At 68.9% G+C, this 22966-nt stretch carries 25 protein-coding genes; 18 read left to right on the top strand and 7 right to left on the bottom strand.

Annotation, left to right across the window (positions count from 1 at the left end):
* Positions 1 to 7 precede the first annotated feature (7 nt).
* The 5 genes from ABT352_RS05020 to ABT352_RS05040 all read left to right on the top strand — a co-directional run bounded on the left by ABT352_RS05020 (position 8) and on the right by ABT352_RS05040 (position 3691).
* Entirely contained in the window at positions 8 to 850 is an 843-nt protein-coding gene (locus ABT352_RS05020) for a phosphatase (RefSeq protein ID WP_350942583.1), read from the top strand.
* Between the two features lie 322 nt (positions 851 to 1172).
* The gene (locus ABT352_RS05025) at positions 1173 to 1376 is read left to right on the top strand and encodes a helix-turn-helix domain-containing protein (protein ID WP_012887307.1); all 204 of its coding nucleotides are present in this window, start codon (positions 1173 to 1175) and stop codon (positions 1374 to 1376) included.
* A gap of 301 nt (positions 1377 to 1677) precedes the next feature.
* Positions 1678 to 1776, top strand: a complete 99-nt coding sequence (locus ABT352_RS05030) for a 30S ribosomal protein bS22 (protein WP_018654693.1) — start codon at positions 1678 to 1680, stop codon at positions 1774 to 1776.
* 20 nt (positions 1777 to 1796) lie between these two features.
* Positions 1797 to 2822, top strand: a complete 1026-nt coding sequence (locus tag ABT352_RS05035) for an NAD-dependent epimerase/dehydratase family protein (protein WP_350942584.1) — start codon at positions 1797 to 1799, stop codon at positions 2820 to 2822.
* A complete protein-coding gene (locus ABT352_RS05040; protein ID WP_350942585.1) occupies positions 2819 to 3691 on the top strand; it encodes a lysophospholipid acyltransferase family protein in 873 nt (290 codons plus the stop codon). The genes ABT352_RS05035 and ABT352_RS05040 overlap by 4 nt, the downstream gene beginning before the upstream one ends.
* 65 nt (positions 3692 to 3756) lie before the next feature.
* On the opposite strand, the gene ABT352_RS05045 is transcribed toward ABT352_RS05040, so the two are convergent.
* The 3 genes from ABT352_RS05045 to ABT352_RS05055 all read right to left on the bottom strand — a co-directional run bounded on the left by ABT352_RS05045 (position 3757) and on the right by ABT352_RS05055 (position 6436).
* On the bottom strand, positions 3757 to 4554 hold the full coding sequence (locus tag ABT352_RS05045; RefSeq protein WP_350943544.1) for an HAD family hydrolase: 798 nt from the start codon (positions 4552 to 4554) through the stop codon (positions 3757 to 3759).
* Positions 4555 to 4956: 402 nt separating this feature from the next.
* Complete coding sequence (locus tag ABT352_RS05050) at positions 4957 to 5544, bottom strand: DUF5667 domain-containing protein (RefSeq protein WP_350942586.1); 588 nt, start codon at positions 5542 to 5544, stop codon at positions 4957 to 4959.
* Between the two features lie 247 nt (positions 5545 to 5791).
* On the bottom strand, positions 5792 to 6436 hold the full coding sequence (locus ABT352_RS05055; RefSeq protein WP_350942587.1) for a sigma-70 family RNA polymerase sigma factor: 645 nt from the start codon (positions 6434 to 6436) through the stop codon (positions 5792 to 5794).
* A 202-nt stretch (positions 6437 to 6638) separates the two neighbouring features.
* On the opposite strand from ABT352_RS05055, the gene ABT352_RS05060 reads away from it, so the two are divergent.
* A complete protein-coding gene (locus ABT352_RS05060; RefSeq protein ID WP_350942588.1) occupies positions 6639 to 8486 on the top strand; it encodes a hypothetical protein in 1848 nt (615 codons plus the stop codon).
* Positions 8487 to 8697: 211 nt separating this feature from the next.
* Here ABT352_RS05060 and ABT352_RS05065 read toward each other — a convergent pair whose 3' ends face one another.
* The gene (locus ABT352_RS05065; protein WP_350942589.1) at positions 8698 to 8946 is read right to left on the bottom strand and encodes a glutaredoxin family protein; all 249 of its coding nucleotides are present in this window, start codon (positions 8944 to 8946) and stop codon (positions 8698 to 8700) included.
* A gap of 359 nt (positions 8947 to 9305) precedes the next feature.
* Between ABT352_RS05065 and ABT352_RS05070 the strand changes: the two genes are divergently transcribed.
* The 7 genes from ABT352_RS05070 (at position 9306) to hemL (ending at position 17433) form a co-directional block, all read left to right on the top strand.
* Complete coding sequence (locus ABT352_RS05070; RefSeq protein ID WP_350942591.1) at positions 9306 to 10013, top strand: redox-sensing transcriptional repressor Rex; 708 nt, start codon at positions 9306 to 9308, stop codon at positions 10011 to 10013.
* 148 nt (positions 10014 to 10161) lie between these two features.
* A complete protein-coding gene (locus ABT352_RS05075; protein WP_350942592.1) occupies positions 10162 to 11502 on the top strand; it encodes a glutamyl-tRNA reductase in 1341 nt (446 codons plus the stop codon).
* 44 nt (positions 11503 to 11546) lie between these two features.
* Complete coding sequence (gene hemC, locus ABT352_RS05080) at positions 11547 to 12419, top strand: hydroxymethylbilane synthase (RefSeq protein ID WP_502992787.1); 873 nt, start codon at positions 11547 to 11549, stop codon at positions 12417 to 12419.
* Positions 12416 to 13996 (top strand): bifunctional uroporphyrinogen-III C-methyltransferase/uroporphyrinogen-III synthase, encoded by a 1581-nt coding sequence (locus ABT352_RS05085; RefSeq protein ID WP_350942594.1) that lies wholly within the window; start codon positions 12416 to 12418, stop codon positions 13994 to 13996. The genes hemC and ABT352_RS05085 overlap by 4 nt, the downstream gene beginning before the upstream one ends.
* A 277-nt stretch (positions 13997 to 14273) precedes the next feature.
* Positions 14274 to 15260 (top strand): porphobilinogen synthase, encoded by a 987-nt coding sequence (gene hemB / locus ABT352_RS05090; protein WP_350942596.1) that lies wholly within the window; start codon positions 14274 to 14276, stop codon positions 15258 to 15260.
* Between the two features lie 192 nt (positions 15261 to 15452).
* The gene (locus ABT352_RS05095) at positions 15453 to 16094 is read left to right on the top strand and encodes a bifunctional DNA primase/polymerase (protein WP_350942598.1); all 642 of its coding nucleotides are present in this window, start codon (positions 15453 to 15455) and stop codon (positions 16092 to 16094) included.
* Positions 16095 to 16137: 43 nt separating this feature from the next.
* Complete coding sequence (gene hemL, locus ABT352_RS05100) at positions 16138 to 17433, top strand: glutamate-1-semialdehyde 2,1-aminomutase (protein ID WP_350942599.1); 1296 nt, start codon at positions 16138 to 16140, stop codon at positions 17431 to 17433.
* 10 nt (positions 17434 to 17443) lie between these two features.
* Here hemL and ABT352_RS05105 read toward each other — a convergent pair whose 3' ends face one another.
* A complete protein-coding gene (locus ABT352_RS05105) occupies positions 17444 to 18400 on the bottom strand; it encodes a helix-turn-helix transcriptional regulator (RefSeq protein WP_350942600.1) in 957 nt (318 codons plus the stop codon).
* Between the two features lie 62 nt (positions 18401 to 18462).
* Here ABT352_RS05105 and ABT352_RS05110 point away from each other — a divergent pair, with 62 nt between their 5' ends.
* The gene (locus ABT352_RS05110; protein WP_350942601.1) at positions 18463 to 19647 is read left to right on the top strand and encodes an epoxide hydrolase family protein; all 1185 of its coding nucleotides are present in this window, start codon (positions 18463 to 18465) and stop codon (positions 19645 to 19647) included.
* 605 nt (positions 19648 to 20252) lie between these two features.
* Here the strand turns inward: ABT352_RS05110 and ABT352_RS05115 are convergent.
* Together ABT352_RS05115 and ABT352_RS05120 are read right to left on the bottom strand one after the other, a co-directional pair.
* Positions 20253 to 20780: an ATP-binding protein gene (locus ABT352_RS05115; protein WP_350942602.1), complete on the bottom strand. Its 528-nt coding sequence runs from the start codon at positions 20778 to 20780 to the stop codon at positions 20253 to 20255.
* Positions 20777 to 21064, bottom strand: coding sequence for a hypothetical protein (locus tag ABT352_RS05120; RefSeq protein WP_350942603.1), 288 nt, complete (start codon positions 21062 to 21064; stop codon positions 20777 to 20779). Before ABT352_RS05120 ends, ABT352_RS05115 begins: the two co-directional genes overlap by 4 nt.
* A 205-nt stretch (positions 21065 to 21269) precedes the next feature.
* On the opposite strand from ABT352_RS05120, the gene ABT352_RS05125 reads away from it, so the two are divergent.
* Genes ABT352_RS05125 through ABT352_RS05140 form a run of 4 tightly spaced genes read left to right on the top strand, consistent with a single transcriptional unit; the run spans position 21270 to position 22880 of the window.
* Complete coding sequence (locus ABT352_RS05125) at positions 21270 to 22130, top strand: helix-turn-helix domain-containing protein (RefSeq protein ID WP_350942604.1); 861 nt, start codon at positions 21270 to 21272, stop codon at positions 22128 to 22130.
* Entirely contained in the window at positions 22127 to 22363 is a 237-nt protein-coding gene (locus tag ABT352_RS05130; protein ID WP_350942605.1) for a DUF397 domain-containing protein, read from the top strand. The genes ABT352_RS05125 and ABT352_RS05130 overlap by 4 nt, the downstream gene beginning before the upstream one ends.
* Before the next feature lie 46 nt (positions 22364 to 22409).
* Positions 22410 to 22619 carry a DUF397 domain-containing protein gene (locus tag ABT352_RS05135; protein ID WP_350942606.1) on the top strand — a complete coding sequence of 70 codons (210 nt, stop codon included), beginning with the start codon at positions 22410 to 22412 and terminating at the stop codon, positions 22617 to 22619.
* A 51-nt stretch (positions 22620 to 22670) separates the two neighbouring features.
* On the top strand, positions 22671 to 22880 hold the full coding sequence (locus ABT352_RS05140) for a DUF397 domain-containing protein (protein WP_350942607.1): 210 nt from the start codon (positions 22671 to 22673) through the stop codon (positions 22878 to 22880).
* Positions 22881 to 22966: the final 86 nt, after the last annotated feature.

Genomic DNA, 22966 nt, shown 5'->3' on the forward strand with positions numbered 1-22966 from the left:
GCCCCCGATGATCGAAACCGAGGACGAAGTGCCCCTCCCAGCACCCGAGCCGCGACGCGAAGCGTCGCCGACAACGCGAGCCGAGCTTCGTGAGCACCTGATCCGTACCCGGATCGCCGGTGATGTGGCGACCAGCCGGGAGAACAACCTGGACCACTACCGGTCGCTTTCCAACCGTGATCCGCACTACATGTTCGGGCTGACGATGGACGGCGCGTGGTCCTACCGGGACGTGCTGGAGCTGATGGCGAAGTCGGCCGGGGTCGTGGCCGATCCCGGGCACCGGGAGGGGCAGGACACCATCGACCCCGATCGCACGATCGAGGCGACGGAGAAGATGGGCGACACGATCGCCGGTGTGCTCCAGGGGGAGAACCCCAGGATCCTGATCGCCACCGGGCACCCCACCGGCCTGCTCACCGTTCACATGGCCCTGGGCCGGATGCTCAGGGCACGCGGCGCGACCCTGATGGCACCGGCCGAGGGCTGGTCGTACTGGGGCAGCGGTTTCGGGCGCAGGCGCAAGATCCGTTACATGGACGACGTCGCGATGCTCGACGACAAGGGCGCCTTCGTGCACACGCACGACCCCGCCCCGATGCGCGCCATGATCGCCGAGCTGGGTGCCGACCGTCCCGATCTGGTGATCGCCGACCACGGCTGGGCCGGGGCCGCGGGCGAGGCGGGCATCCTCACGGTCGGATTCGCCGACAGCAACGATCCCGCCCTCTTCGTCGGTGAGGCCGAGGGCAAGATCGCGGTCACCGTCCCGCTCGATGACAACGTGCTACCGAGGTATTACGAACCGCTGACGCACCACCTGGTCGAGAGGGTCGTGCGAGCCCTCTGAGACGGGGGATGCGCAAATTAGGACATCCCTATACGGGCATTTCGCGCCTGCATTCCACCTACCTCGCCGCCCGTTTGCCAACTTTTTGGGGATTGTGGGCGACTCTAATGGGAGACAGTTGGTCCGTTCCAAGATCAATTCGGGAGGCACGATCAGGCTGCTGGCCAGCGTTTTCATGCGTTTCGCTGACGCGGGACTCCGAGGGCTGAGAAAATAGGGGGTTTGCGTGGCAGGGGTCCCGATTTACGCTGACGGCAGTACACGTGCGTGAGCAATGGCACCAGTGGGGATAACCCGGATACACGTGCGGAAGAGGCGTCCGATGGGTGCAGGCGAAAGACCTCTCAGCGAGGTGAAGTTCCTGACGGTGGCAGAAGTGGCCACTGTCATGAGGGTGTCCAAGATGACTGTGTACCGACTCGTGCATTCGGGCGAGCTGCCGGCCATCCGGGTCGGTCGATCCTTCCGAGTGCCGGAGCAGGCGGTACACGATTATCTCAGGGATGCCTACATCGAGGCAGGTTGAGGCAGGGCGAGCTCGACGCGTCGAGCCGGGCGGCCGGGGGGAGTGTTCCGGTCGTGAGGTGAAGGCGCCAGGCCGCTCACGGTCCTGCTCTTTTCCGGTCTGTCGGGGCACGATCTCCGGTACGGCCGCGCGAGAGCCGGGCCTGGCCTCATCGGGGTAGCGACGTGGTCGTCACGTCGTGAGTTCATGCGCCCGGGGTCCCCCCAGGGGCGATCTACCGTGGATCGCCGGTAGTCTGTTGTGCCGGTGTGCTATCGCGCACCGGTTCGACAATCTCGGCTACCAGCTACCTGGGGGTCCCGTGGGCTCTGTGATCAAGAAGCGCCGTAAGCGCATGGCGAAGAAGAAGCACCGCAAGCTTCTGAAGAAGACCCGCATCCAGCGGCGTAACAAGAAGTAGCGCGGATCTGCGAGGCGCCGATGACCCACACCGTGCTTGTCACCGGGGTCTCGCGCCACATCGGCGCCCGAGTGGCGAGCGTTCTCGCGGATGACCCGGACATCGACCGGGTCATCGGAGTGGATACGGTGCCGCCGCCCTCGCTCTCACGTGATGGCGGCGTACCTCTCGGCCGGACGGAGTTCGTCCGCGTCGATCTGCGCAGCCCCGACATCGCCCAGGTGATCGCGGCCGCCGACATCGACACCGTCGTTCACATGAGTCTGGTGAGCGCCCCTCCCCGGAGTGGTGGCCGAGCGCTCATGAAGGAACACAACGTCATCGGCACCATGCAGTTGCTCGGTGCCTGTCAGCGGTCCGCGACGGTGCGCCGTGTCGTCGTGCGATCGACCACCGCCGTCTACGGTTCCTCCCCGCACGACCCCGCGGTCTTCACCGAGGACGCCGAGCCGGGAGAGCCTCCGAGCCGTGGCTACGCCAAGGACGCCTCCGAAGTGGAGGGCTACGTCCGCGGTTTCGCCAGACGGCGGCGCGATGTGGCGGTGTCGACGCTCAGGTTCGCCAACTTCATGGGACCAGGCGTCGACTCACCGCTGACGCGTTACTTCACCCAGCCCGTCCTGCCGACCGTGTTCGGGTTCGACCCGCGGCTGCAGTTCGTCCACGAGGACGACGCGGTCGAGGTGCTGAGGCGGATGGCGATGGAAGACCACCCGGGCACGTTCAACGTGGCCGGAGACGGCGTGCTGCTGCTGTCGCAGTGCGCGCGCAGGGCGGACCTGCTCTCGATGCCCGTCCCCTCCCCCGTCTTCCGTTTCATGGGCGAGCTCGCCCGGAGCGCGGGACTGGTCGGTTTCTCTCCCGAGCAACTCCGCCTGATGTGCCACGGACGCGTGGTCGACACCACCGCGCTGTGCACGGCTCTCGGCTGGAAGCCGAAATTCTCCACCGCCGCCGCCTTCGAGGACTTCATCCGCGCGCGTGACCTGTCAGGGGGCCTGCCCTCCGCCCTGGCGGACATGGTGTCCCGGCCGGTGCCGGGGTGAGCGATACGGCGAACGGCAGTGGGGACGGCGACCACCGGCTGGCCGAGACGCTCGCCTTCCTGCGCCGTCGCCTGACCGGAGAGTACGAGGTCGACGAGTTCGGGTTCGACGCCGAGCTCACCGACAAGGTGCTCCTGGAACTGATCCGCCCGCTGTATCACCGCTGGTTCCGCACCGAGACCTTCGGCATGCGCAACGTACCCGGTGACTCCGGAGCCCTGATCGTGGCCAACCACTCGGGCACCCTCCCCCTCGACGGGCTCATGCTCCAGGTGGCCCTGTACGACGACCACCCCGAGCGTCGCGCGCTCCGTCTCCTGGGGGCCGACCTGGTCTACCGGCTCCCGGTGCTCGGCCACCTCTCCCGCAAGACCGGCCACACCCTCGCCTGCCGCGACGACGCCGACCGGTTGCTCCGCAAGGGCCAGATCGTCGGTGTCTTCCCCGAGGGGTTCAAGGGGGTCGGCAAGCCGTTCTCCGATCGCTATCGGCTACAGCGCTTCGGCCGGGGTGGGTTCGTCGCCTCCGCCATCCGCGCGGGTGTGCCGATCGTTCCCTGCGCCATCGTGGGCGCGGAGGAGATCTACCCCAAGATCGGCGACCTGCGCCTCCTCGCCAGGGCCTTCGGCCTGCCCTACCTGCCGATCACGCCGCTGTTCCCCTGGTTCGGGCCTCTCGGGCTGGTCCCGCTCCCGTCCAAATGGATGATCGGCTTTGGCGAGCCGATCCGCACCGACGAACTCGACCCCACCGACGCCGACGACCCCATGCTGGTCTTCAACCTCACCGACCAGGTGAGGGAGTCCGTCCAGCAGCGGCTCGACGAGCTCAGGCTCAGGCGCGGTCACGCCTTCCCGCCCTTCTTCTGAGCCCTTCCGAGGTCTCACGGCACTCTCACGGCACCGCGGCTGTACCGCGAAGGGAGAAACAGTCCTCAGCGGCCGGAGCGGTAGAGGCGGCGCAGGGCGACGGCGGCGGCGATACCGCCCGCGAGGGCACCCGCGCCCGCCGCGATGGGCAGGCCGACCATGGTCGCCTTGCGTCCCGTACGGAAGTCCTTGATGTCCCAGCTGTTCTGCCGGGCGAACTCGCGCAGCTCGGCATCGGGGTTGATCGCGGTGGCGTGGCCGACCAGGGAGAGCAGGGGCAGGTCGTTGGCCGAGTCGCTGTAGGCGGAACAGCGGGACAGGTCGAGACCCTCCCTGCGGGCCAGGGCCCGCACGGCCTCCGCCTTGGCGGGGCCGTGAAGCAGGTCACCGACGAGGCGGCCGGTGTAGACGCCGTTCTCGGTCTCCGCGACGGTGCCGAGCGCGCCGGTCAGCCCGAGACGCTGGGCGATCACACGGGCCAGTTCCACCGGGGTCGCGGTGACCAGCCAGACCCGCTGGCCGGCGTCGAGGTGCGCCTGCGCGATGGCGCGGGTGCCCGCCCAGATACGGTCGGCCATCACCTCGTCGTAGATCTCCTCGCCGAGCCGGACGATCTCCTCGACCTTGTTGCCCGCCACGAACGCGAGCGCGGTCTCCCTGGCCTCCTCGATGTGCGCGGGGTTCTCGTCGCCGCGGACCCGGAAGATCAACTGGCCGAGCGCGAACCTGAACAGATCCCTGCTGGTGAACAGGCCCCTGGAGGCGAGACCGCGGGCGAAGTGGTAGATGGAGGCGCCGCGCATCATGGTGTTGTCGACGTCGAAGAAGGCCGCGGACACCGGGTCGGGCTCGGCCATCGGCATCGCGACGGCGGCCGCGGCCGCGACCTCGCCGGCCGCGATCTCCCCCACCGTCGCCCGACCGGCTGTTCCCGCCTGGTCCCGCCGTCGTAGTAGCCGCCTCATAGCCACTCAGCTTAACCGCGACAGAGTGGTGAGATCGGTAGCGTCCGTGTTAGCCGGATGTGACGTCTTGGCGTCGTACGACGGTCATGCGGCATCGCGCGAGCCCGGTGGAGTCGGGTTTTCCGGCCCGGTGAGGGACGCGTCGGACGCGTCGGACGTGACGGTCGCGCGGTCGTGGACGGGCGAGACCTCTGTCCGGCTCTCCCCGCGTGAGGGGCGGCCCGGGAACCATTTTCGAGGCTGCCGCGAACCCTCGCACGTGCCGGAGACCTCGGTGAATGCCCGTTCCTGGGGGAACCGTTAATCGGGCGGGGCGAGGCCCTCGATGTAGTTGAGATAGACGTGGGCCTTGCGCTGGTTCTCCGCGCCCATCTTGGGGATCATCCCGGTGATCTGGGTGCGCTGTTTCTGGACGAAACGCTTGAGCTCCCTGGTGCGCGTGGAGTCGCGGCGCCGTATCTGCCGCAGGGAGGTCACCGCGGAGCGGGTGGTGTCCTCCATGGCCTGAAGGGTCTCCCCGATCACCTTCTCGCCCTCGCCGGAGCCCAGGAGTTCCTTGACCTCACGGGCGCGGGTCTCGGCGTAGCCGAAGGAGCGGTCGGCCCGCTCGGCGTCGTCGCTGCTCAGGTGGAACAGTGTGTTCTCGGCGGCGCGCTTGAGCGGATAGAAGGTGTCACCGGGCATCGACCGGTAGGTCCCCATCACGGACGCGACCATCGCGACCACCAGGGCGGTGCTGAGCAGTTGCGGGAAAAGTCCCGCACGGGATCTCCGCCGGGAGTGGCGGGGGCCCGCCGGGCGCCGCTCGGCGGTGTCCTCTGCCTGAGGGGGGCGGGTGAGCTGCTCACGGAGCCTGGCGTTGAACTCGGGCCGGGGGCCGGCCGTCATGCGGGCTCCCAGCCGTGAAACACGGTTTTGGATGCGTGCCTGCGACCTCCGTGAGAATCCAGGCAGCCACTTCCCCATGAACGCTCCCTGCCGCCCCCAGCTCATGATCCATCGGTGTCACTTGCCTAACGACGACTCGGCACGGCAGGTTACGCGCTGCGCCGTATCGGCATGGGAACCTCGTCCCCGGCATGGCGGCCGCACCGGAGGGCTGGAGCCGACCGGGGGCGGCGCCGGCGTTCAGGTGTCAGCTGAGGTCCGGGGGCAGCGCGCGGGCCAGGGCGCGGATCGCGCGGAACTGGAGTGCCTTGATGGCGCCGCTCTTCTTGCCCATGATGAGCGCGGTCTCCGCCAGTGACATGCCGTGCAGGAAGCGCAGCACCACGCACTCCTGCTGCTCGGGGCCGAGATCGCGGACGGCGGTGAGCACCCGGTCGCTGACCATCGCGGTGACGACGGCGTTCTCCGGGATGTGCGGGCCGTCGAGCGGGGTGTCGATCACCTCGGCCGTCGTGACCTCAAGACGGTATCTGCCGGACTTGAAGTGATCGGTGATCAGGTTTCTCGCGATGGTCACGAGCCAGGCGCCGAAATCACGCCCCTGCCAGGTGAAGTCCGTGATCCTGCGGAGCGCGCGGAGAAAGGTCTCGCTCGTGAGATCCTCGGCCAGCGGATGTGAGCCGACCCGGAAGTAGATGTAGCGGTACACCAGGGTGAGGTAACGATCATAGAGCGTGCCAAAAGCATCCGAGTCTCCGGTCTTGGCACGCAAAACGAGCCTCCGGAGTTCTTCGGAGGCATCCTCACGCACGGTGAGGTCGCTGCTGCGGACGGGTCGGGTTACCCCGGTCGTCGTAGGGAGGTGCCCGGCGAGCGGCCACGTTTCAGGCATCCGGTATCCCTGAGGGGAGGGGGTACGGCGTGCTCGCTCACTCTAGAAATCATCTAGTAATTCCACAATCCACTTTGGAATGTCGTGACTGGGGGTAACCGCCGTATACGGTGTTGGGTCGGTCGTTTCGGACCGGCTCCGGGAGCCGACTCAGGGTTCGGCTACCGGTTGGGGGGTAATGTCCGGCAGCATTGGAGACACCATGGAAGTCCTCGTCGCTGTCATCGCCTTCGCCGGTGCATTGCTCGCAGCCATCGCCACCGGCGCTCTCATCAGCCGTCTCCGCAGTGAGCCCAAGGGCTGGCTGATCGCCTGGAGCATCACGACGGCGTCTCTCGCCGTCTCACTGGGAGTAATCGCCACCGGCTATTTGATCGGGTTTGGGACGGGCACGTTCCGGATTTATCAACTGACCGGATCCATGCTGGCGCCGCTGTGGCTGATCGTCGGGATCATCCAGTTACTGGCCCGTAAGAGCGCGGTCAGGTTCTCCTCCTGGCTTCTGGGGATCGCCCTCACCGTCATCGCCACGGTGATCCTCGCGGTCGACCCCGTCCTGCAGGAGAAGGACTTCACCAAGGCCCTCCCGCTGGGCGGTCGCCACTGGGGCCTGTTCCCGGCCTCCCTGCTCCTCGCCGTCCACGTGATCGTCGCTCTCGTGCTGCTGGGCGGGCTGGTCTTCGCGGTCATCCGCTGGCGTGGCGGTGACGACTACGACGCCGACAACATGCACGCGCTCCTGGTGCTTGCTCCCACCGGCCTCGCCCTCGTCGGTGCCGTCAGCTTCGCGGTGCCCGGGATGTTCACCGCGCTTCTGCTCTTCGTCACCGCCGCCGCGGTCTGGTACGTCGTGCTGCGCCCGCTCGCGCCCTACGAGGACGACGACGAGGAGGAGGGCGACGAGTGGGAGGACCGCCCTGCGCCCCGTCGCCCCGAGTACCAGCCCCGTGACGTGCAGGTCGCCGGCCGTCGCGTGACCCCGGAAACCCCTCCCGCCCGGACTCTGGCCGAGGAGACGCCGCGCCGCTCCGGTCTCGGCGACCTTGTGGCCGAGTATCGGGCGGGCGAGCAGGACGTCGACTACGCTGCGCGCATGCGGCAGCAGCCCTCCCAGGGCGACGACAGGTTCGGTGGTCCGGCCACGGGGATGTTCATGGCGGGCGAGTACGGAATGCCGCCCGCCGACCAGCCGCCCGCCGCCGACCCGGGCAGGCGCGGCGGTGATCCCGGAAGGCAGTCACCGCCGCCGGTGACCGGTCAGTTCGGCATGTCGAGCCCCGGTCCCGCGACAGGGGAGTACAACATCCCCGCCCATGAGTTCGGCAGGCACGGTGCCCCGGGGTCCGGCAGGTCCGCGGGCCCTGGCACCGGGGAGTTCGGCAGACCAGGGGGCACCGGGGAGTTCGGCAGCCCCGGGGGTACGGGGGAGTTCGGCAGGTCCGCGGGTCCCGGCACCGGGGAGTTCGGCATGCCGGGCGTGCCGGGCGCCGGCAGGCAGGGCAGCCTCCAGCCCATGCCCGCCGACCAGGCGTTCGGCGGCGCGCCCTCCCCGGGCTCCGAGCGGGGACGCGGAGGGTCCAGGGGATATGACCGGGAGGGCTCCCCCGGCTACGAGCAGCCGTTCGGCGGCGCCTCTCCCTCGACCGGCGCCCTCTATCCGGGCGGTCCGGGAATGCCGGGGGGCGCCGGTGACCTGCCGGGCGGCTCGAACCGTCCATCACCGAGCATCTTCGGCCTGCTCACCGTCTTCACGCTGCTCGACGGCACGGGCGAGAGGTTCGACCGGCTCGCCGAGGAGACCGTCGATTCGGTACGCCGCTCCGAGCCGGACACGCTCGTCTACACCTGTCACTCGGTGAAGTCGGCGCCCCTTCAGCGCATCGTCTACGAGCTCTACCGTGACGAGGTCGCCTACGCCGACCACCAGCGCCAGTCCCACACGCAACGTTTCGTCACCGAGCGTCAGACGATGGTGCTCGCCACCAATGTGATCGAACTCACAGTGAACGCCGCGAAGGTGATGCCGCTTCCGATGGCCTTCAGGCCGTGAACGCGGGCCGGCCGCGTGGGGTCGGCCGGCGGGCGTCCGATGGTGGTGATCGGACCGATCCTCCACCGGGCCGGGGGCGATCACGTCGGCCGCCCATCCGCCGGGGCGCTGCGGCCGTGTCGCGCATCGCGGGAGACTCGGGAAACGACCTTGGGGACGAGCGGCGCCGTTCAGGGACGAAGAGCGTCCTTGCCCTCAGGTGCCGAGGCCCTCAGGCGCCGAGGGCGGCGCGGAGACGGCTCTCGTCGACGCGCCAGAAGTCGTGCTGCACCCCGTCGACGAGGGTGACCGGGATCATCTCCCAGTAGCGGGCCTCATCCTCGGCGGAGGCCGTGATGTCGCGCTCCTCCCACGGGACGCCGAGTTCGGTGGCGACCCGCTCGATCACCGCCCGTGCGTCGTCGCACAGGTGGCAACCGGGTTTGCCGAGCAGGGTGATGCGATGGTCTCGCGGTGACATGACCGTCACGGTAGCCGAATCGCGGCGCCGCGCCGACTCTCGTGGCGAGCGGTGAAGATCCGGTCCGGGGCGGGGAGAGGCCCGGCGGAACGGGGCGTGTGTCCGTGGGAGGCGCGGGTCCTGGACCTGGTGAGCGGGCGAAGACGCACAGGTCCGGGCCTGACGAGCGGGTGAAGACGCACAGGTTCGAGGCCTGACGAGGGGGCGGGGAGAGGACCGGCGGGGGGTGCGGCCAAGATTGTGAACACTCACTTTGTGCATCGGTTCACAAAAGGACTAACCTGAATGACAGTGGTTTCACCTCGTCATCCGTCGCGTCCGGGCCGCGCCGGCCGCCTGTCCCCCTGGAGCTCCGGCACGTGATCCGCCGTCTGTCCCAAGCCCGCGACCGCGGCATCCCCGAGGCGACCGTCGCCCGGCTGCCGCTCTATCTGCGAGCGCTGAACGGCATGGCCGAGCGTGGCCTGGCGACCGTGAGCTCGGAGGACCTCGCCGTCGCGGCGGGCGTCAACTCGGCCAAGCTGCGCAAGGATCTCTCCCACCTGGGGTCGTACGGCACCCGCGGGGTCGGTTACGACGTCGAATATCTCATCTACCAGATCTCCCGCGAGCTGGGCCTCACCCAGGACTGGGCCGTCGCCATCGTCGGAGTGGGTAACCTCGGGCGTGCGCTCGCCAATTACGGCGGGTTCGTCTCCCGCGGGTTCAGGGTCGCGGCGCTGCTCGACGCGGACCCCGAGGTGGTGGGCGACCACATCGCGGGATTGAATGTGGAGCACATCGACGAGCTGGAAGCCGTGATAACACGGCGGGGAGTGTCGATCGTGGTGCTTGCGACACCGGCCACGGCGGCCCAGCAGGTGGCCGACCGGGTCATCGCCATGGGGGTCACCAGCATCCTGAACTTCGCCCCTGTCGTCCTTTCCGTGCCAGAAGGCGTGGATATCCGTAAAGTCGACCTATCGATTGAACTCCAGATCCTGGCGTTCCACGAGCAACGCAAGGCGGATCGGATGACTGGGGGGCCCGTGATGGCCGAGGAGTGGCCCGAGGCGGTGGACTTGTGAAGAGGCATGGCACACGGGTCGGCGGGCATGTCATCTCCCGGCTCCTCCGGACGAGCATGAGCACGACGGGCGTGTCGACCGCGACGTATACCGGCGGGACGAGCCCGAGAGCGGATCACGTCCTCTCCCGGAAGGCCGGTGGGGGCCGATGAGCGTTCTCGTCGTCGGCCTGAGCCACCGGACGGCACCGGTGGCCATGCTGGAGCGGGTCTCCGTCTCGGGCGACTCGCTGGTGAAGCTGCTCCAGGACGTCCAGCAGGACGCCCACGTCGCCGAGGCCATGGTCGTCTCGACCTGCAACAGGGTCGAGGTCTACGTCGAGGTCGACCGGTTCCACGCCGCGGTGACCTCGATCTCCCGGTTGCTCAGCACCCACTCCGGCGTCCCCATGGAGCAGCTGGCCTCCCACCTCTACGTGCACTACGAGGACCGTGCCGTCGAGCACCTGTTCTCCGTCGGTTCCGGCCTCGACTCGATGGTCGTGGGAGAGGGACAGATCCTCGGCCAGGTGCGTTCGGCGCTCAGGCTCGCCCAGCAGGAGGGCACGCTCGGCCCCACGCTCAACGAGCTCGTCCAGCAGTCACTGCGGGTGGGCAAGCGCTCCCACACCGAGACCGGCATCGACCGGGCGGGCGCCTCCCTCGTCGGGGTGGGGCTCACCCTCGCCGAGCGCGCTCTCGGTCCCCTTGCGGGGAAGCGGGCCCTGGTGGTCGGCGCGGGCTCGATGAGCGCCCTGTCGGCCGCGACCCTGCAGCGGGCGGGCGTCACCGACATCGTGGTGGTGAACCGGACCCACGACCGCGCGGTGCGGCTGGCGCGGACGGTCGGCGGCAGGGCCGCCGGCTTCGGCGACCTGGCGGCCGAGCTGGCGGAGGCCGACCTGGTCATCTCCTGCACCGGCGCCACCGACGTGGTCATCACGGCCGACATGGTGGCTCCCCGTGAGACGTTCCTGCTTGACCTGGCCCTGCCGCACGACATCGATCCCGCCGTACGGCGGCTGCCCGGTGTGACGCTGGTCGACCTGGAGTCCATGCAGGAGGGTGAGGCCGACGCCGGCACCGACGACGGCGGTCGCGCCGAGGCGGTCGTCGCCGTGCGCGAGATCGTCGCCGAGGAGGTCACCGCCTACCTGTCGGCCGAGCGCGCCGCGCGCGTCACGCCGACCGTGGTGGCGCTGCGGAGCAAGGCGGCCCAGGTGGTCGAGGCGGAGCTCGGACGGCTCGTGGCGCGGGTGCCCGATCTTGAGGGGCGTGTCAGGGACGAGGTGGGCCAGACCGTGCGGCGCGTGGTCGACAAGTTGCTCCACGAGCCCACCGTGCGTGTCAAGCAGCTGGCGGAGTCCCCGGCAGGTGATCATTACGCGGAGGCGCTGCGGGAGCTGTTCAATCTTGACCCGAAGGTGCCAGAAGCGGTGAGGTGCGTCGAGACGATCGATGTCGAGCCGGGTAGGAACACCGAGCCGAGCAAGAAGGAGGCAGACCTGTGAGCAGCGTTTCCTCTCCGCTCCGGCTGGGGACGAGGCGGAGCGTCATGGCGACGACGCAGTCCGGCCTGGTCGCCGCCCGCCTCACCGAGCTGACCGGCGCGGCCGTCGAGCTGGTCGGTGTCACCACCTTCGGCGATGTGACCAAGTCCGACCTCACGCAGCTCGGCGGTACCGGGGTCTTCGTCAGCGCGCTGCGCGACAAGCTGATCGAGGGTGCGATCGACTTCGCGGTGCACTCCCTGAAGGACCTGCCCACCACGCCCGACCCGCGCGTGGTCATCGCGGCGATCCCGCCGCGCGACGACCCCAGGGACGCCCTGGTGAGCGTCGCCAAACTGGCCGACCTGCCGTCCGGCGCGGCGATCGGCACGGGCTCACCGCGGCGGATCGCCCAGCTTCGGGTGATTCGTCCTGATCTTGATTACGTGCCCATCCGCGGTAACGCCGACACCCGCATCGGCAAGGTGACCTCCGGCGAGCTGCAGGGCGTCGTGCTCGCCGCCGCCGGGCTCGGCCGGCTGGGCCGCGAGGCCGAGATCTCCCAGATCTTCGAGGTCGAGGAGATGCTGCCCGCCCCCGGGCAGGGGGCGCTGGCCGTGGAGTGCCGCTCCGACCGCGCCGACCTGGTCGAGTTGCTGAGCGTGCTCGACGACGCGCGCACCCGCGCGGCGGTCACCGCCGAGCGCGCGGTGCTCAACGCCCTGGAGGCGGGGTGCGCAGCCCCGGTGGGCGCGTACGCGGCCGAGAACGGGCACGATCTGATCCTGACCGCCGCTGTCGTCGCCGTCGACGGCAGGCGAGCGGTGCGCAAGTCCACCGCCGGAAGCCCTTCCACGCCCATGGATCTCGGTCGCGACCTCGCGGCCGAGATGATCGCGGAGGGGGCCGGCACGTTGATAGGGGAGCAAGCACATTGAGCTCCGGAAGTACCACCTTCGAGCGCCCGTCCGGGTTCGTCGCCTTCGTCGGGGCCGGCCCCGGTGATGAGGGCCTGCTCACGCTGCGCGGCGCCGACCTGCTTTCCAAGGCGGACGTCGTCATTCTCGACCGGGAGGCGTACGGCCCGCTGTTGCGCCACTGCCGTGAGGGCGTCGACGTCGTCGACGCGGCCGAGGACGGCGCCGTCTCGCTGAAGGTCGTCAAGGCGGCCAAGGGCGGGAGCTGCGTCGTACGGCTGTGCGCGGGCGATCCGATGTTCTTCTCCTCGATCACCGAGGAGGTCGCGGCCTGCGCCAAGGCGGACGTGGAGTTCGAGATCGTGCCCGGTGTGCCGCCGGCGACGGCGGTGCTCACCTACGCGGGGATCCCCGCCGCGGTCTCGGTGCCCGAGTTCCGGGTCGTGGACGCGACCCAGATCGACGACTGGGCCGCGTACGCCACCGGATCGAGCACTCTGGTGATCTACAACGGCGTGGCCGAGGCCGTTCCGATCGGAAAGGCGCTGATCGCGGCGGGCCGCCCCGACTCGACGCCCGTGGCGGTGAGCAGCGCGGGCACCACGACCGAGCAGCACACCGTGGTGACCACGCTGGGCAGGCTCGCGCCCGATCTCAAGCACGCCGGGATGGCCGAGCCCGCGCTGATCGTGGTCGGCGAGGCCGTCGGCATGCGCGACCGGCTGTCGTGGTTCGAGACCAAGCCGCTGTTCGGCTGGCGGGTGCTCGTCCCCAGGACCAAGGAGCAGTCGGCCGGCCTGGTCGAGCAGCTGCAGTCGTACGGCGCGGTGCCCGAGGAGGTCCCCACGATCTCCGTCGAGCCGCCACGCACCCCGCAGCAGATGGACCGCGCGATCAAGGGCCTGGTCACCGGACGCTACGAGTGGGTGGCGTTCACCAGCGCGAACGCGGTCAAGGCCGTGCGTGAGAAGTTCGAGGAGTACGGCCTGGACGCCCGCGCGTTCGCCGGGCTCAAGGTCGCGGCCGTGGGCGAGAGCACCGCGCGGGCGCTGGTGAGCTTCGGCGTCAAACCGGATCTGACGCCGACCGGCGAGCAGTCGTCGGAGGGCCTGCTCGCCGAGTGGCCGCCGTACGACTCGATGCTCGACCCGATCAACCGGGTGCTGCTGCCCCGCGCCGACATCGCGACCGAGACGCTCGTGGCGGGGCTCACCGAGCTCGGCTGGGAGTGCGACGACGTGACCGCCTACCGGACCGTCCGCGCCGCGCCGCCGCCCGCCCCGACCCGCGAGTCCATCAAGGGCGGCGGGTTCGACGCGGTGCTGTTCACCTCGTCGAGCACCGTCCGCAACCTCGTGGGCATCGCGGGCAAGCCGCACAACGTCACGGTCATCGCCGTGATCGGCCCGCAGACCGCCAAAACCGCCGAGGAGTTCGGGCTCCGCGTCGACGTCATGGCCGACAAACCTTCGGCTTCCGCCCTCGCGGCGGCGCTCGCCGAGTATGGTGCCAAGCAGCGGCAGGCCGCGGTCATGGCGGGGGACACCCCTCGCAGGCCCTCGCAGACCCGGCGGGGAGCCCGGCGCCGCGCGAAGTAACCTTGGAAGTGGTCGCCGCCCGCGCACGACGGGCGGGCCGGCCGCGTTCGACGGCCCCCGGCGAGCGTCGCGGGCCGTGATCGGCGTTGCGGTGACAACGCGATCGGTTTCATGATCGGCGTTGCGGCCGGTCTCATGATCGGCGTTGCGGCCGGTCTCATGATCGGCGTTGTGGTCGGCGGCACGATCGGTGCCGCGTCGAGTGGTGAGTCAGGAACACACAACCGAGATCCTCCGGCCCGCGATTCCGTTACCGGCCGGGGGGAGGGGAAGCACCATGACGGCTCAGTTCCCTGTCGCGCGTCCGCGCAGGCTCCGTCGTACGGCGTCGATGCGCCGGATGGTGGCCGGGACCCGGCTGCACCCGGCGGAGCTCGTGCTGCCGATGTTCGTGAAGGAGGGCATCACCGAGCCGAATCCGATCGGCTCGATGCCCGGGGTGTTCCAGCACACCCGCGACTCGCTGCGCAAGGCCGCCCACGAGGCCGCCGAGGCCGGGGTCGGCGGGCTGATCCTGTTCGGCATCCCCGAGGTGAAGGACGGCCGGGGCTCGGCGGCCGACGACCCGGAGGGAATCGTCCAGCGCGCCGTCGCCGACCTGGTCGCCGACGTGGGCGACGCGCTGGTCGTGATGACCGACACCTGCCTGGACGAGTTCACCGACCACGGGCACTGCGGCATTCTGACCCCCGAGGGTGAGGTCGACAACGACGCCACCCTGGAGCGCTACGCGTCCGCCGCGGTGGCCCAGGCGCGGGCCGGATCGCAGGTCATCGCGCCGAGCGGCATGATGGACGGCCAGGTCGCGGCGATCAGGGCGGCCCTGGACGGCGACGGCTTCGAGCAGGTCCCGATCCTGGCGTACTCGGCGAAGTACGCCTCGGCGTTCTACGGCCCGTTCCGCGAGGCGGCCGAGTGCGCTCCTCAGTTCGGTGACCGCAACGCCTACCAGCAGGACGCGGCGGGACCGGCCGGTGAGGCGCTGCGCGAGGTGAGACTGGACCTCGACGAGGGCGCCGACGCCGTGATGGTCAAGCCCGCGCTGGCCTACCTCGACATCCTGCGCCAGGTGCGCGACGCCGTGGACGTGCCGGTGGCGGCGTACCAGGTCAGCGGAGAGTACGCGATGGTCGAGGCCGCGGCGGCGAACGGCTGGGTCGACCGGGACCGGGTGATCATGGAGTCGCTGGTCGCGATCCGCAGGGCGGGGGCCGACATGATCCTCACCTACTGGGCCACCGAGGTGGCGGGGAAACTGAGGTGAGACCGGCGGCGCGTGCCGAGAACTGGAGGTTCGCCGCTTGATGGAGATGCGGGTGCGTTAGAGTGCGATAACCGGTGCGGATGTGTCCCAGGTGGCGTAAACCCTGGATATTCGACGATCCGACTGACCAGAGTGTGGACAGGTCGACCGCATCCGGGGTGCACGCGGGATGCGCGGACGACGGAGGACACAATGGTCGGGGTACCGATGGTTCGTCGAAGTAGACGGCATGGCCATCCGAAGCAGATGATCAACTTTGTGCTGGAGTACGCCGCCCTGGGCTGGGCGAGCTGTCCCGGCGCGAAGCCGCTGAAGGGCGGTTCGCGCTCCTGTTCCTGCGACAGGATCGGCTGTCCCGACCCGGGGGCACATCCGCTCTCGCGGGCCTGGCAGATGCAGGCCACCACCGACCCGGCCCTGCTCACCAACTGGTGGCGGTACGAGCCGGAGGCGAACGTGATCCTCCCCACGGGACGGGTGTTCGACGTCTTCGACGTACCGCTCGCCGCGGGGCGCACCACCCTCGCGAACATGGACTCCGCCGGAGTCGCCTCGGGCCCGGTCGCCGTCAACGGCGACCGGGCCCTGTTCTATGTGGCCACCAGGAACGCCTCCGACGACGAGGACGAGTGGTGGACCTGCGCTCTGGACTTCGGGCCTTCCACCATCGAGGAGATGCCCGGCCTGCGCTGGCACTGCCGCGACAGCTACGTCCTCGCCCCGCCCTCGCTCCTGCCGACCGGTGGGTCCGGCTCGTGGTTGCGCCCGCCCGACGGACGCCCGCTGCCCGACCCGCTGCGCGTCCTCGACTGGCTCGCCGACACCTGCGAGTGACGCTTTTTCCGGGGGTCCTTCGGTGACTACTACCCTGGAGGGCGTGAGCCGTACTGAGAACTCCGAGGCCCTGTTCGCCCGCGCACGTGAGATCGTCCCCGGAGGCGTCAACTCCCCGGTCCGAGCCTTCGGCGCCGTCGGCGGGACACCGCGCTTCATGACCTCGGGGCAGGGGCCCTACATCGTCGACGTCGACGGCAACCGCTACGTCGACCTGGTCTGCTCGTGGGGGCCGATGATCCTCGGCCACCGGCACCCCGCCGTGATCGAGGCCCTTCAGGAGGCGCTGCGCGACGGCACCTCGTTCGGTACGGCGACGCCCGGCGAGGTCGAGCTCGCCGAGGAGATCGTCGCCCGCGTCGAGCCGGTGGAGAAGGTCCGCCTGGTCAGCTCCGGTACCGAGGCCACCATGTCCGCGGTGCGGCTGGCCCGCGGGTTCACCGGCCGGTCCAAGATCGTGAAGTTCGCGGGTTGCTACCACGGTCATGTAGATGCCCTTCTCGCCTCGGCAGGCTCCGGCGTGGTGACCTTCGGTTTGCCCGATACTCCGGGGGTGACCGGTGCTTCTGCTGCCGACACCGTGGTGCTGCCGTACAACTCGGTCGAGGCGGTGACGGAGGCGTTCCAGACCTTCGGCGCCGAGATCGCGTGTGTGATCACCGAGGCGTGCCCGGCCAACATGGGCGTCGTCCCGCCGCTCGACGGGTTCAACGCCACGCTGCGCGAGCTGTGCACCGCGTACGGCGCCCTGCTCATCGTCGACGAGGTGCTCACCGGATTCCGGGTGTCGGAGTCCGGCTGGTACGGGCTCGACCCGGTCGAGGCCGACCTCATGACCTTCGGCAAGGTCATGGGCGGGGGGCTGCCCGCCGCCGCGTTCGGCGGGCGCGCGGACGTGATGGCGCACCTGGCCCCTGAGGGGCCGGTCTACCAGGCGGGCACCCTGTCGGGAAACCCGCTCGCCTGCGTCGCCGGCCTCGCCACCCTGCGCGCCTGCGACGAGGGGGTCTACGACCGGGTCGACGCCGCCGCGCTGGTCATCGGCCGCGCCGCCGCCGACGCTCTGTCGGCGGCCGGGGTGCCGCACCGGCTGCAGCGGGCCGGGAGCCTGTTCTCCGTCTTCTTCACCGACGAGCGGGTCACCGACTTCGATGCTGCTCAGAAGCAGGACACCGCCGCTTACCGGGCGTTCTTCCACTCGATGCTGGAGCAGGGGGTCTACCTGCCTCCTTCGGCGTACGAGGCGTGGTTCTTGTCCTCCGCTCATGATGACGAGGCTCTTTCCCGTATCGCTGAGGCGCTTCCCGCTGCGGCTAAGGCTGCGGCACAGGCCGTCTGAGCCGTTCTGGTTACAGGTCGCGTGTCGCTCGGCTGTACCGGTCGATGAGGGTGCCGAGGTGGGCGGCGAACTCGGGGGAGTCGAGGACGTCGAAGTCCACGTCGAGCATGCCCAGATAGAGGGTGAGCATCTGGAGGGTGTCGGCCCCGGCCTCGATCACGCACGTGTTCTCGTCGACGGCCTCCAGCAGCACGGAGGGCGGTAGCCGTTCGGCGACGGCCTCGGCCGGGGCGTGCAGCCGCACCCGTGCCCGGTGCCGCCACAGTGCCGCCCCCACACCACGTTGTACGTGGGCGACGACGTCACCGCCGGGCGGCTCCCGGGGAGCGAAGCGCGGACCGGTCGGGGGGCGCGGCCCGATCCGGTCGGCGCGGAACGTGCGCCAGTCGCGCCGCTCGACGTCCCAGGCGACGAGATACCAGCGGCGGCTCATGTGGACCAGCCGGTACGGCTCGGCCAGCCGCCGCGTCACCGTGCCGTCGTGGCCGGTGTAGTCGAACCGCAGGCTCTCACGGTCGCGGCACGCTCCCGCCAGGGTGCCGAGAACCTTGGCGTCCACGGTGGGGCCGTTGTTCTGGACGGCCACCACGGTGGTCTGCAGGGCGTCCACGCGACGTCGCAACCGGGAGGGCAGGACCTGTTCCAGCTTGGCGAGGGCACGCAGCGACGTCTCCTCGATCCCGGCGACCGTGCCTCCGGCGGCGGTGCGCAGGCCCACCGCGACGGCGATCGCCTCCTCGTCGTCGAGCAGCAGCGGGGGGAGGGCGGCGCCGGCTCCGAGTCGGTAGCCACCCGCGGCGCCGGGGGTGGCGTGTACGGGATAGCCCAGCTCGCGCAGGCGTTCGACGTCGTTGCGTACGGTGCGGGTGGTCACTTCGAGGCGTTCCGCGAGCTGCGGGCCGGTCCAGTCCCGGGGACTCTGCAGCAGTGAGAGCAGGCGGAGCAGGCGGGCCGAGGTCTCCAACATGTCTTTCATTGTGGCTGACAATGCGGAACGGACCTTTCCGCATTGGTGTCTACGGTTCTGGCATGAGCAACGACACGGGGATCCGCCCGTTCCGCATCGACATCCCCCAGGCCGACCTCGACGACCTCGGTGATCGGCTCGCCCGCACCCGCTGGCCTCGGGAGGTGGCCGGCACCGGTTGGGGGCGAGGTGTTCCGCTGGACTACCTGAAGGGCCTCGTCGCCTATTGGGGTGATGGTTTCGACTGGCGCGCCCAGGAGGAGAGGCTGAACGCGTTCCCGCAGTTCGTCACCGGCATCAACGGCCAGGACATCCACTTCCTGCACGTCCGCTCCCCCGAGCCGGACGCGCTGCCGCTGATCCTCACCCACGGCTGGCCCAGCTCGCCGTACGAGTTCCTTGAGGTGATCGGCCCGCTGACCGACCCCCGCGCGCACGGCGGCGACCCGGCCGACGCCTTCCACGTCGTGATCCCCTCGCTGCCGGGGTACGGGTTCTCGACGCCCGTGAAAGAGCAGGGATGGGGAAACCTCTTTCGCGTCGCCCAGGCATGGGCGGAGCTGATGAGCCGCCTGGACTACGGCCGCTACGCGGTCCAGGGGACCGACGCCGGCTCGGGGGTGGCGGGGATACTCGCCATGATCGACGCGGGGCGGGTGGTCGGCACACACCTGACCGGGACGACGGCGGCGATGCCGTTCGGCCCTCCGATCGAACTCGCCGGCCTGTCGGAGGCCGACAGGGCACGCGCCGAGCGGTTCAACGCGTCCCAGGCCGACGGGTTCGGCTATCTGCACATGCAGGCGACCCGCCCGCAGACGCTCGCCTACTCCCTGAACGACTCGCCGGTGGGCCAGCTCGCCTGGATCGCGGAGAAGTTCGCCGAGTGGACCGACCCTGAGGCGAAGCTGCCGGAGGACGCGGTCGGCCGCGACCAGCTGCTCACCTGCGTGAGCCTCTTCTGGTTCACGGGCGCGGGAGCCTCCTCGGCGCATGCTGTTTACGAGGGCATGCAGGCGTATCGCGAGATGGCTGCTCGGCAGGGGGATGATCACGCCGGTGGGTGGCAGGGGCCGCCTACGGGTGTCGCGGTGTTCGCCGCTGATACGACGATTCGGAGTGTGATGGACCCTGGGGGGTTGATCGAGCACTGGTCGGAGTTCGGGAGGGGTGGCCACTTCCCGGCGATGGAGACTCCCGACCTGCTCACCGAGGACATTCGCGCCTTCTTCCGTTTGCACCGCTGACGCCTGGGGGTTCTGAGGCTTGGGGGTTCGCGCGAACAGTTGGGCAGGGCGCCGAATCTCAAGCGGGGTGTGTTCTGTGTGCTCGTGTTCTGGTGAAGGCTTCGGTGTGTTCGCGCTTCGGTGCGTGCGCGCTCCGGTGGGCGGGTGCTCCGGGCGGCCGTCGTTGGTGGTCGTCTGGTGGGTCAGGCCTCCGGCCTGGCGGGCGCGCTGGTTACGGATTTTTATAAGCCGCCCGGAACACCCGCCCACCTCCGCACACGGCCCGTCTCGCCGTAGGTGGTGCGGGCCGTAGTCGCTTCCTTTCGGGCCGCCCACGGGGCTCTGGGGATGCTGAAGCAATCCGTACGGGGTCGTTCGGGGGTCGTCGCCGTAGCTGAAGCGTCGGTGCGGAAAGGAGCGCATGGGGCTCGCCGTGAGTCCACCGGGCTCGTCGTGGTTCGCCGTCGGTTGGCTGGTTGGTTGGCGTGCTGCGCCTTGTCGTTGCTGGTCACGGACATCACGGCTTCGCGCAGGGACAGGTGTGGCCCTTTGATAGGGCACATCGTGATGGACGGCCACTGTGACCGAAGGGAGGGGTAGGTCTCGCAGGGCTTCGGCCGGGTGGGTTAGTTGGATGAGGAGCCGGGGGTGCCGGTGTTGCCGGCTTCGTCGGGGCTGTTGGTTTCGTGGGCGGGGAGGCGGAACCAGACGGCGGTGCCCGCTTCGGGGTCGTGGTGGGTGCCCCAGGCGGTGGCCATGGCCTCGACCAGGAGCAGGCCGCGTCCGCCGTCGCTGTCGAGGTCGGTCGCGCGGACGAAGGGCAGGCTGGTGGCCGAGCCGTCGTCGATCACCTCGGCGTGCACCATGTTGCCTCCCAGACCGAGGCAGACGGTCACCGATCCTGTGGCCGTACGCCCGGAGTCGGAGTGGACGACGGAGTTGGTCACGACCTCGCTGAGCAGCAGCACCACGTCATCGAGGGCGGTGGCGGTGATTCTGGTGTGCAGGAGGTGTCGGGCCCAGGCGCGGACGGTCGCGACCGAGTGGGGGGTCGCGGCGAACTCGGCGTGGCCCAGGGGGTGCAGTACGGCCCAGCGCTGCGAGGCTGTTCGCTGGCGTTCGTATCGGCAGGGGGCCTGGTAGGGCGCGATCACGCGATCGCCGCCGTGACGATGACGTCGGCGGCGTTGTCGGCGTCGGCGCAGATCGCTTCGCCGGGCCGCCACATCCTGGCCCACCAGGGGCGCCAGACGAACACCCAGCCGCGGGCACGGCGTACGGCGGTGATGCGGACGCGGGTCTCGTTTTCGGACATGACCTCCAGGATCGGCTGCCCCCTCTGGGGCAGCACCAGCGAGGTGCCCAGGCCCAGGCCCCGCAGGTCCCAGCCCAGCCGCACCAGATGAACGAACTGCTCTTGCGGATCGCGTGGCTCCACAGCCTTCCTTTCGTCGTTGATCGCACTGGCTCGCTCGCGCTTTAGGGACATCTATGCTCACGGACTGTCATCGGCCGTATGCTCAGAGCATGCAGTCTCTGCAGCCCCATGTGCAACCCCAAATGCATATGCACTCAAGAGGATCCATGGAAAGTTCAGCTTGCGAGAGCGGCCAAACCAGTAGAAACCTCATGGAGGCGGACACATGACCGAAGGCCAAAGCCCCACCGTCCGGCGACGACAACTCGGCATGGAACTGCGTCGGCTGCGCGAGCGTGCAAATGTGTCCGCCATTGAGGCGGGTGAGCGCATCGGTCGCTCCGACTCGACGATCAGTCGCTTCGAGACCGGCAGGGTCACTATCCGCCAGAAGGTCCTCGCTCAACTTCTTGATCTCTACGGTGCCGCCGACGACGAAACTCAAGCCGTACTCGACCTCGCACGCGAAGCGAGCAAGCGAGGATGGTGGCACATTCACGGAGATGCGGTGCCGTCCTGGTTCGAGGTCTTTATTGGGCTCGAAGCCGAGGCCACGTCAATCCAGACCTACCAACCTCAACTGGTGCCCGGTCTTCTCCAGACTGAAGCGTATGCGCGTGCTGTCATCGAAACAGACCACCCTGAAATGTCAGAGGAGGAGATCGACAGGCTCGTCACTCTGCGTCTAGCAAGACAGAAGCTCCTTAACCGGTCCAACCCTCCGGAACTGTGGGCGGTGATGAGCGAAGCGGCTCTACGTCACGCCATCGGCGGCCCGGCGACCATGCGCGAGCAACTCCTCAAACTTCGCGACACGCGACGACTCTCCTGCATTAACCTTCAGGTATTGCCCTTCGCCGGAGGTGCTCATCCCGGCATGCTCGGCCCTTTCCATCTCCTCGAGTTCCCCCCGACCTCGGAGACCCGTGTCGCCTACGTCGAGTACTTGACAGGATCCATATATCTGGAAAAGCCAGAAGAAGTACGCAGGTATAGACTCATTTTCGACCACCTTCGCGCGGCTGCCTTGCCGCCGAACAAGTCCATCGCGCTGATGAGCGCGGTCATAGAGGAGACGACTTCATGACTGTAGAAAAGCGTGAGTCGAGAGACCTCTCTGAGCTGTCTCGCGCTACGTGGCGCAAGAGCAGTCTCAGCGGCAACGGCGGTGCCGACTGTGTCGAGGTCGCCGTCGTCTTGGATATGGTCGCTGTTCGCGACTCCAAGGACCCCAGCGGCGCCACACTTGTCTTCCCTCCGGGTGACTGGACCGCTTTCCTCGGTCGCGTCAAGGCTGGAGACTTCGACACACGTCCCTGACCGCGTGACAGATTGAGAAGGGCTCCGGGTGTGAAAGGGAAGACGGGTGGCCCAGCATTCCATGACCGACGCCATATGGCGCAAGAGCAGCTTGAGCGGCAGCGGCAACAACTGCGTTGAAGTCGCCTCCGTCTCGGGCTTGATCGCTATCCGCGACTCCAAGAATCCCGGCGGCGCCACGCTTGTCTTCTCTCGGGATGACTGGTCTGCCTTCCTGGGTCGCGTCAAGGTTGGGGACTTTGATCCGAGGTTCTGATGTGGACGGATCGGAGAAGGGCTCTTGGAAAGTTAGGAGTGCGGGTGTCCCATGGTTGATCTGGTGAGCGCTGTCTGGCGTAAGAGTTCGCGTAGTAATGGCAATGGTGGAGCGTGTGTCGAGGTGGCGCGCAATCTGGTTGGGGTTGTGGCCGTTCGGGACAGCAAGGACATCTGTGGGCCGGTGCTGGTCTTCTCCCCTGGTGGGTGGCGGGCCTTTGTCGGTGGGGTCAAAGAGGGTGTGTTCGACGGGTTGGGGTGAGGCGGACGCCTACCTGGTGAGACGGTCGAGGTCGTCGGTGGTCCAGCCTCCTGGGGTGGGGAGGGCGGGCGGTCGAGGTCGGTGTC

Origin of the sequence: Streptosporangium sp. NPDC000563 (assembly GCF_040299985.1) — a bacterium.
GTDB lineage: Bacteria > Actinomycetota > Actinomycetes > Streptosporangiales > Streptosporangiaceae > Streptosporangium.